Annotated in this window: 7 protein-coding genes and 4 pseudogenes; 5 read left to right on the forward strand and 6 right to left on the reverse strand. The window is 43.7% G+C overall.

The window, feature by feature from the left end:
- Positions 1-335, reverse strand: a 335-nt coding sequence (locus AP057_RS00185) for a transposase (protein ID WP_152968845.1), incomplete at its 3' end; no start/stop codon positions are given.
- A 471-nt stretch (positions 336-806) separates the two neighbouring features.
- Here AP057_RS00185 and AP057_RS18095 point away from each other — a divergent pair.
- Positions 807-1004: pseudogene (locus tag AP057_RS18095) on the forward strand (transposase); the annotation flags it as partial.
- A gap of 358 nt (positions 1005-1362) precedes the next feature.
- Here the strand turns inward: AP057_RS18095 and AP057_RS00195 are convergent.
- Positions 1363-1635 (reverse strand): DUF3986 family protein, encoded by a 273-nt coding sequence (locus AP057_RS00195; protein WP_055357773.1) that lies wholly within the window; start codon positions 1633-1635, stop codon positions 1363-1365.
- 184 nt (positions 1636-1819) lie between these two features.
- On the opposite strand from AP057_RS00195, the pseudogene AP057_RS15815 reads away from it, so the two are divergent.
- Positions 1820-2205: pseudogene (locus tag AP057_RS15815) on the forward strand (hypothetical protein).
- Between the two features lie 159 nt (positions 2206-2364).
- Here AP057_RS15815 and AP057_RS00205 read toward each other — a convergent pair.
- The gene (locus AP057_RS00205) at positions 2365-2679 is read right to left on the reverse strand and encodes a hypothetical protein (protein WP_049625046.1); all 315 of its coding nucleotides are present in this window, start codon (positions 2677-2679) and stop codon (positions 2365-2367) included.
- 297 nt (positions 2680-2976) lie between these two features.
- Here AP057_RS00205 and AP057_RS18000 point away from each other — a divergent pair, with 297 nt between their 5' ends.
- Positions 2977-3108, forward strand: a complete 132-nt coding sequence (locus tag AP057_RS18000; protein ID WP_255347947.1) for a hypothetical protein — start codon at positions 2977-2979, stop codon at positions 3106-3108.
- A 134-nt stretch (positions 3109-3242) separates the two neighbouring features.
- Here AP057_RS18000 and AP057_RS00210 read toward each other — a convergent pair.
- A pseudogene (locus AP057_RS00210) lies at positions 3243-3416 on the reverse strand (multicopper oxidase domain-containing protein); the annotation flags it as partial.
- A gap of 286 nt (positions 3417-3702) precedes the next feature.
- On the opposite strand from AP057_RS00210, the gene AP057_RS00215 reads away from it, so the two are divergent.
- A complete protein-coding gene (locus tag AP057_RS00215) occupies positions 3703-4710 on the forward strand; it encodes a hypothetical protein (RefSeq protein ID WP_235468409.1) in 1008 nt (335 codons plus the stop codon).
- A 178-nt stretch (positions 4711-4888) separates the two neighbouring features.
- On the opposite strand, the gene AP057_RS00220 is transcribed toward AP057_RS00215, so the two are convergent.
- Together AP057_RS00220 and AP057_RS00225 are read right to left on the reverse strand one after the other, a co-directional pair.
- Positions 4889-5959 (reverse strand): YncE family protein, encoded by a 1071-nt coding sequence (locus AP057_RS00220; RefSeq protein ID WP_047757671.1) that lies wholly within the window; start codon positions 5957-5959, stop codon positions 4889-4891.
- 113 nt (positions 5960-6072) lie between these two features.
- Positions 6073-7044 carry a F510_1955 family glycosylhydrolase gene (locus AP057_RS00225; protein ID WP_014195227.1) on the reverse strand — a complete coding sequence of 324 codons (972 nt, stop codon included), beginning with the start codon at positions 7042-7044 and terminating at the stop codon, positions 6073-6075.
- 188 nt (positions 7045-7232) lie between these two features.
- Here AP057_RS00225 and AP057_RS17640 point away from each other — a divergent pair.
- Positions 7233-7428 (forward strand): annotated as a pseudogene (locus AP057_RS17640) (RNA-guided endonuclease TnpB family protein); the annotation flags it as partial.

Genomic DNA, 7428 nt, shown 5'->3' on the forward strand with positions numbered 1-7428 from the left:
TCAAGTTCTTTCGACCGGCACACATGCGCCGGGTTGACCATGACCAACGGGATCCCGTGCTCCTCGAGGAAGTAGGCCAGGTTCAACCAGTAGTGCCCGGTCGGCTCCACSGCGACGATCACCTCTGACTTCCCRAACGCTTGCATCGCCYCCTGAATCGCTTTATACAGCTGTTGAAACCCCTCTTTCGACTGGAAGATCGGGAACGATTTGCGAAGCACGCGCCCCCGGTCATCCACGAAGCAGGCGTAGTGGGTTCGTTTCGCGATATCGATGCCCACGACAAGCGTTTGTTCCGTAACTTGATCAATTTTATAGTTTTGTGTACAATTCATCTGAAGTCCTCCTTGGCATGATGGTAGGTATTGTTTGACACCCCTGCATCATACCAAGAGGGCTTTTTTTGATCAAGTCCCCGGAAAAGCTCCTAACGGGAATGCTCCTTTAAGTTGGAAAATTATCCATGCAATTTCACTTACGGTAAGTGATAAAAAAAGTTTCGTTTGAATAAGCTGTGATTGAAATTTTTGTAAAACAGCTATTTCGAAAAGTGAGAGATCTTTGAAGGAAATGTTTTGGGCTATGAGATACATTTTTGCTCTTCGCATAGCCCACAGGATATGAGTATGAGATGAAAAACCCGAGTTCGACAGTTTTGAGGCCATTTTAGGCAAATGAAAATGGCCAAAATGCTGTTATATCAAAGATTTCGCGATGCGGATCCTAGAAAAAAACACTGAATTTCATAGGCACACGAATTCATAATTTATCCTTTAAAAAAGCCTAATATCGCTTATAATATAGGCATGTACATACGACGAGTGACACGCAAAAACAAAGACGGAACGACTGTGGCGGATCCCCAGCTTGCTCATAATGAATGGGATCCAAAGGCCAAATAGGCGAAAGCGAAGGTGATGGATTCGTTCGGTCGCGAAGATGAAGTGGATCGCGCCGTCTTGGAGCGTCTGGCCAAAAGCATTTCGCGATTCCTTTCCCCTGACTCATGAATCGTGGCCGAAAGTAAGAGACGAATGCGAGCGTCTCATGCTTGGACATTTTTCTTCAAAAAACGGCGACCTTTATCAACGAACAGAACTGACGGCCAAACAAGCGCTATTCCTTGCGGCTCTAGGGCTGGAACCTCCTCCAAAGATTCTAGGCATCCACCCTCGCGCCTAGATACACGCCCGAAGTGTGCCCAAATGCCTCCGATCCCTTTTGTATCAAGGGGCGAGAGGCATTTTGTTTGCCTAGTGACTGTCGAACTCGGGTATACGATTAGAATTGAAAAATGCCCCAAGTGTTTTTCATCACTTGGGGCATGGATGAAGTTACGTTAGCAAATTCGTTCCTTATTTCTTATATTATATTATTTGCTTTTAACCATTCTTCAAATAGCTTACTTCCGACTTCATAAGATAAATCATCTGCATCAACAGTAAAAATCTTGTAACCATATTTTTCATGGAAATCATACTTATCTAATATTTTTTTAACTAATGTAGTATCTTGTTCATTATCTAAAAAAACTACCCATTTATTTTCATTCTGAATTTTATATGCGACTGCTTCTAAATCAACATTGTTCTCATAATATCCTAAATGAAGATGCTCATTTGGATCAAATTTCACGTTTATTCACTCCCTATAATTGATTTGATTACCATATGAAGAGATGTTTTTTCATATTAGGAGCTACATGATAATGTAGATAACCCGTGGTGCTAGATAAACTTGAGCAAGCATAAAAATAGCCCTTGCTGGCGGATCTCCTGTAGAATGAAAGTGCGACCTGCCATTCGAAAGGAGAATCCCCATGCAAGAGCACTTTCATTTTACTACAGATCGAGCCAAGATTCAAAAGCAATATGCCGCCATTTTCGTTTTTGTTTCTGCTCAACTTTCATGCATTCAGGTGCATCTTCATCGTCGAAATCGCCATTTGGTCAAGCAAGGCTGTACGAAGAATACCAAATGGCGCTTTGGACTCCGTCTCGAAAAAACCAGAAACATCGTGCGTCTGAGACATGGGAGCAGTGGATCCAACAAAAACGCAAAGTGATCGAGACGGTGTTCTCGGTTCTGGTTGACCACTATCGCATCACGGGGATCCGAGCCAATTCGATTATCGGATTTGAAGTGGCACTAGACGGTATATTGTTAGCTTATTCCCTGGTTACACTTGGGCTAGTTGAGCGCTAAAGCTCAACTAGCACCACGGGTGGATAAATCATCAGCTTCTCTTCCGTCTTCGTGCGCGGCCGGGCAGGAGGGGATTTGATCGGGATCGAAGAAGCCGAGATGCAAAAATCAAAGCCGCGCTTGACTCGCAGTCAAACGCGGCTTTCGGATGAAGGAAAACTAGCGAATGGATTCAAGCTGCTTGGCCAAATGGTGAAGTTTTTTCTCGTGCTGGATGGTTTTGGACGCGAGGAAATGGACGGTTTCTTGCGTTTCGGTCAGCTCCACGCGCAAGCCAGCGAATTTTTGTTCGAGTCGGTCGAACCGCTCGTTCACCTCGGCGCGAAATTGCTGCATCTCCGCTCTCAGCTGGTTGGCCGTTTCTTGCATTTCCGCTCTCAGCTGACTTCCCATTTCGTCAATTTGGGTGCGGATGTCGCGGGAAAATATTTTCAGCGCCTCGACCACTTCTTTCACCACCGTATCGCGCTCCATGCTTGTTCACCTCCTCTTTTTTGATTATACGACGTGAAGCAGGGAAAGAAAACTATGTTTTGAACAAGCTTTTTCTCCGTTTTCATTTGATTGATCGTTGGCTCGAGTTGCGGCGTCGTGGGTGAGGCTGGAAAGTTCATGTCAATGATCATGGCGGCGTTTTGAGGGAACGGGTGAATCTGCCTCTTCGTTAATCAAAATATTAGTTTCTCGTTTATCACTTTTAGGGATTTATAATTTTTCCACTGCTTTTACGAATACATGTAGCAACTGATCCAAGGTTGTCCCTCCAAAACTTTGTTTGAATATACGCTTAGTTTATCATGCGTTTCGGTTAACGCCAATCGATTAGATACGGCAACCATCGACTTGTTGGATCAAGTGATCGAACAGTTTGTGCAATGGATTCATACGCATCGCGAACGGTGAGCGCGCCGTTCACTTTTTCTTTCGGCTGACGGTGAGTCCGAGTAAGTTAAATAATTTGCTTGACTATCAAGCAGGTGCAAGAGAATCGAGAGAAGAAAAAACGGCAGCGATGCCGTTTTTTCTTGAATGCTCATCTATTTCGCATAGCGGACCATCGTAAGCATGCCGCCCATGTCCTTTATCGAATGCATGTTGGTTGTATGGTGAGGTTTATGACAGTGAAAGACCCAATTTCCCGGGTTGTTGGCCAAAAATTCGATGTTCCATGTTTCTCCTGGCGCTACATTAATCGTGTTTCGTTTTAATCGTTTGCTGTCTTTGTAAGGCAGCTGAACCGTGGGACGCACGGGGATGGCTTGGTTGACAGCCTGCCGTGGGGCGGGTGTTCCCAAGAATCTCCCACCTCTAAGCGTAGGTGGGAGAGCGCTCAAGAACAGAATACATGCAGGTGTAATACAAAAAGCTGTAATCGGATGACACGCCCTCTGTTTTCGCTCAAACTCAGCCGGGATGTTCACTGACATGGACTAACCTGTTATTTGCACACATATATGTGTACAAATAAACATTTGCAGGAGGGATCATCCGTTGCCGATGTTATTCACTGGGGGGATCGCGGCGGTTTTGTCTTTCATTGTGATTGCTTTCATCTTTATCAAAAGGAAGAAAATCACATGCATGGCTGGAATGATGGCGGCGATGGCGTTAGGAATGTTGGCTGGGCTGACGGGCGGCCTGCTGGCTGGGATTTCTTACAACGGCAATCTCTTTTTGTCAACCATTTTAGGAATGGCTTTTGGGTTTTTAGCTGGATTTTTAGCTGGGATGCCGATCAGCATCATGGCCATCATCGACGGTGTTTTATCAGGAGTCATGGGCGGCATGATGGGAGCGATGTTAGGAGAAATGATTGCGCCTGAATATCGGGATTCTACGATTCACATCATGCTTGTTCTATTTGTTGGAATGGCTTGTATTGTTCTATACATGCTTCAACAAGAAACGGGTTTTAACCGTGCGTTTTTGATCAATAAACTATTCCATAACCCGCTATGGTTAGCAATCGTCCTTCCGCTGTTTTTCTATTTGTATAACCATTTATATAATGAATTTTCTCGATCTTCTAATCTTCCGATAACGAATCCGCCTATAAACCATTTTATGGAGGGCCACAACCAGACTGCATCTCCGTTAAGCATCGAAACAAAGGGGAAAAAGGTAGTGGTTGAAGCGACTGAATTTTATTACTTTCCTGAGAGTTTGCAACTGACTGTAGGACAGCCTGTTACCTTAATTCTGAAAAATAGCGGTCAAATGGAACACGATATCGAATTCGAAAATATGAAGATTTTGTTACAGCAGAATGACCATGGAAACCATGCAGAAAATGCGGACGTTCATGTTCATTCCTTGCCGGGGAAAGATGCATGGACCAAACAGGAAAGGGAAGGGTTTGTCTACATTAACAAAAATGAAGATGGTTCTTTACTCATTATGTCTCCGATTTGCACCCATCTAGGGTGTACCGTTGGAGATGCTGAGGAGAACATGCAGAAAACAAGGCATCCGCTTCTTATGTCCGTGCCACGCGGGGCAATATGACGAATACGGTATCAATGTAGGGGGGCCACCGCCAAGACCGTTAGATACATTTGACGCTTATATTCAAGATGGCAATGTGTATATTGCCGTACTGAGCCCGAGGAAAAGGGAAAAATGAAAATCCGTTATTCCGCAGAAAAAACAGCAGGCTGGAACGTCCAACCTGCTACTTTTTCCTTTACGGCATGATGCTGATCCCGTTGGGCATTTCGCCTACTTGAACCGTTTGGATTGCTTTGTTTTGTTCTTGATCAATGACGCTCACGGTGTTGTCGAACATATTCGTAACGAAAACATACTTGCCATCCGGGCTTGTGACGACCCCATGCGCTCCGTTTCCTGTTTCAATTGTGGCCACGACTTGTTTCGTTTTTAAGTTTATCTTGCTTACAGAATGAGAGGGCGCCTCTTTCGTCCCTTGATTGGCGACATAAGCAAACGTATCGTCAGGCGACACGTACACTTGGGCTGGCCCTTGCCCGACAGGGATTTTTTCCACTTTCCCGCTTGTTACGTCAACAATGGCCAAGGCATTTTCAGCATTCAACGTTACGACTAACGTTTTGCCGTCCGAAGTAATGCCGGTTGTGACAGGGATGGATCCGACTGTGATTTTCTTTTCTTCTTTCATTGTTTGCAAGTTGAGAACACTGACGCTGTCTTCCCCCATGTTGGCGACATACGCGTATTGGCTGTCTTTGGAAATGCGAAGCCCGTGCGGGCCTTTTCCGGTTGGAATGGTTTCAATGACTGAATAGCTCGCGAGATCAATAACGGAAACGTTATTGTCTTCATTATTGGTCACAAGGGCGTATTTGCCGTTTTCAGTAAACACGATATGGGCGGGATGGTGTCCCACTTCCACTTTTTTGATTAATTCATTCGTTTCCGTATCATAAAACAACGCCATTCCTTTCATATCCATCGACTGGTCATGCCCGTGTTGCATGGCCGGAACTAACGTAGCGCCGAGAATAGCTCCGTCGGGAGAAACTTGGACGTTATGGACCGCGCCGTCGACTTTGATCGTTCCGACCACTTTGTTTGTTCTCGCATCAATTTTTGAAATGCTTCCGCCCTCGTTGGCAGTAAAGTAGAATTTGTTCGTTTCTTGTGTTTGTTCAAGGGCGGCTGGCTGCCCATTTTTCTCTGGTTCGGTTTTGTCTTGAGGGGAATTGGCTGCGCACCCCCCGAGAACAAACGCCAACATCGCCAATAACGATAACCATACAATCGCGGTTTTGCGCATGAGCGGTTTCCTCCTTTTGCTTTAGAAGTTACTTATATTGTAGCAGTGAATTTTGCAAAAATTATGGAGCGATATATTTTTAGGCAAACAAAAAGACATGCGCCCGCATGTCCCTATATTTCCCCTTCTGATGCTAGTTTTGTCCAACTTCCACCGTTATTTTTTGTCATAAAAATATCCCCGTTCATTGTAACGATCACAATTTCTTTGTCGTTTGCTGGATTAGAAGTTATATACATGATATGATCTTTTTCATCCAATGGCGGAACAGCAAGAACTTCTTCGTGTTTTGTGTCTAATGATTGTTTGATGAGTATAGACTGATCATTCTCTACAGCTGCAAATACAACCGACTTTTCTTGAAACATAAATGTCGTCGTATCAATTTTTCTCGTAAACCGTTCAAACGTATTCCCGTTATCTCTCGAAATGAAAACTCCCTCGGCTGTACTAATCCCGACCATATTTTCATCCGTTGGGTGAGCCACAATCGTTCTCGCTGCCGTTTGCGGCAGGCCATTCAATTGACTTGGCGACCACGTTTTGCCGTCATCTTTGCTGTAAAATACCCCTCGTCCGAGCGTTTCATTTTCTTCTTGATTCACCACATAGATGGTATGGCTTTTATAACCAACCGTCATATAATGGAAATCGGACTGTTTATAAAATCCTAAATTCATTAATGTTTGTCCATTATCAAAACTTTTCACAAGACCAAGTGGATTTCCTAACGATGAACCTTCTTCAGGATGTCCCGATGAATAAAAGCCGTCGTCCGTAGCTGAAAAGCCCATATAATCATGTTTATTGGAAACCGTTTCATACCACTTATTGTCTTGGTAAACGAGCAACCCTTCATGAGTAGCAAAGTAAACCGCATTTTGATTGCCTGCATAACCAACCCCATGCAAATGTTCGATCTTCCCTTCCTTTTTTTCTTTAAAGAAAGGATTATTGGTAACAGATACATTCGATTTTGACTGTTCTTTGCTCGTAATAAAAGCCTGTTCTTTTTCGTTGGATGATGAACAGGCGCTTAGAAGAAGAGCGGATGTGATGATGATGACTTTCTTCATTTTTGTCATAGATGTTCATTCCCCTTCATGCATAGTGTAAATCGTTGCATACTTTTATCTTAATTAGGCGAGAAGACTCCCACTTCAACGAAGCGAAGCGGAGTAAGTGGGAGATGAATCGCCTTAACTATATTTTGCTGAAAATAGGATAGATTCAGTAAAATATAGTATAATATAGTTAGATGGGAGGTGAAAAAATGTATTTTTGTATCAAACAACAGCTAAATGGTTTGACCAAAGAAGAATACTTGACTCTTCGAGAACTGTGCCATATTGCCAAGAACATGTACAACGTCGGATTGTACAATGTCAGACAATACTATTTTGAACACAAGGAATTTCTTAATTATGAGAAAAATTATCATCTTGMAAAAACTAACGAAAACTATAAGC

The sequence above is a fragment of the Geobacillus sp. Sah69 genome, from assembly GCF_001414205.1.
GTDB classification, from domain to species: domain Bacteria; phylum Bacillota; class Bacilli; order Bacillales; family Anoxybacillaceae; genus Geobacillus; species Geobacillus stearothermophilus.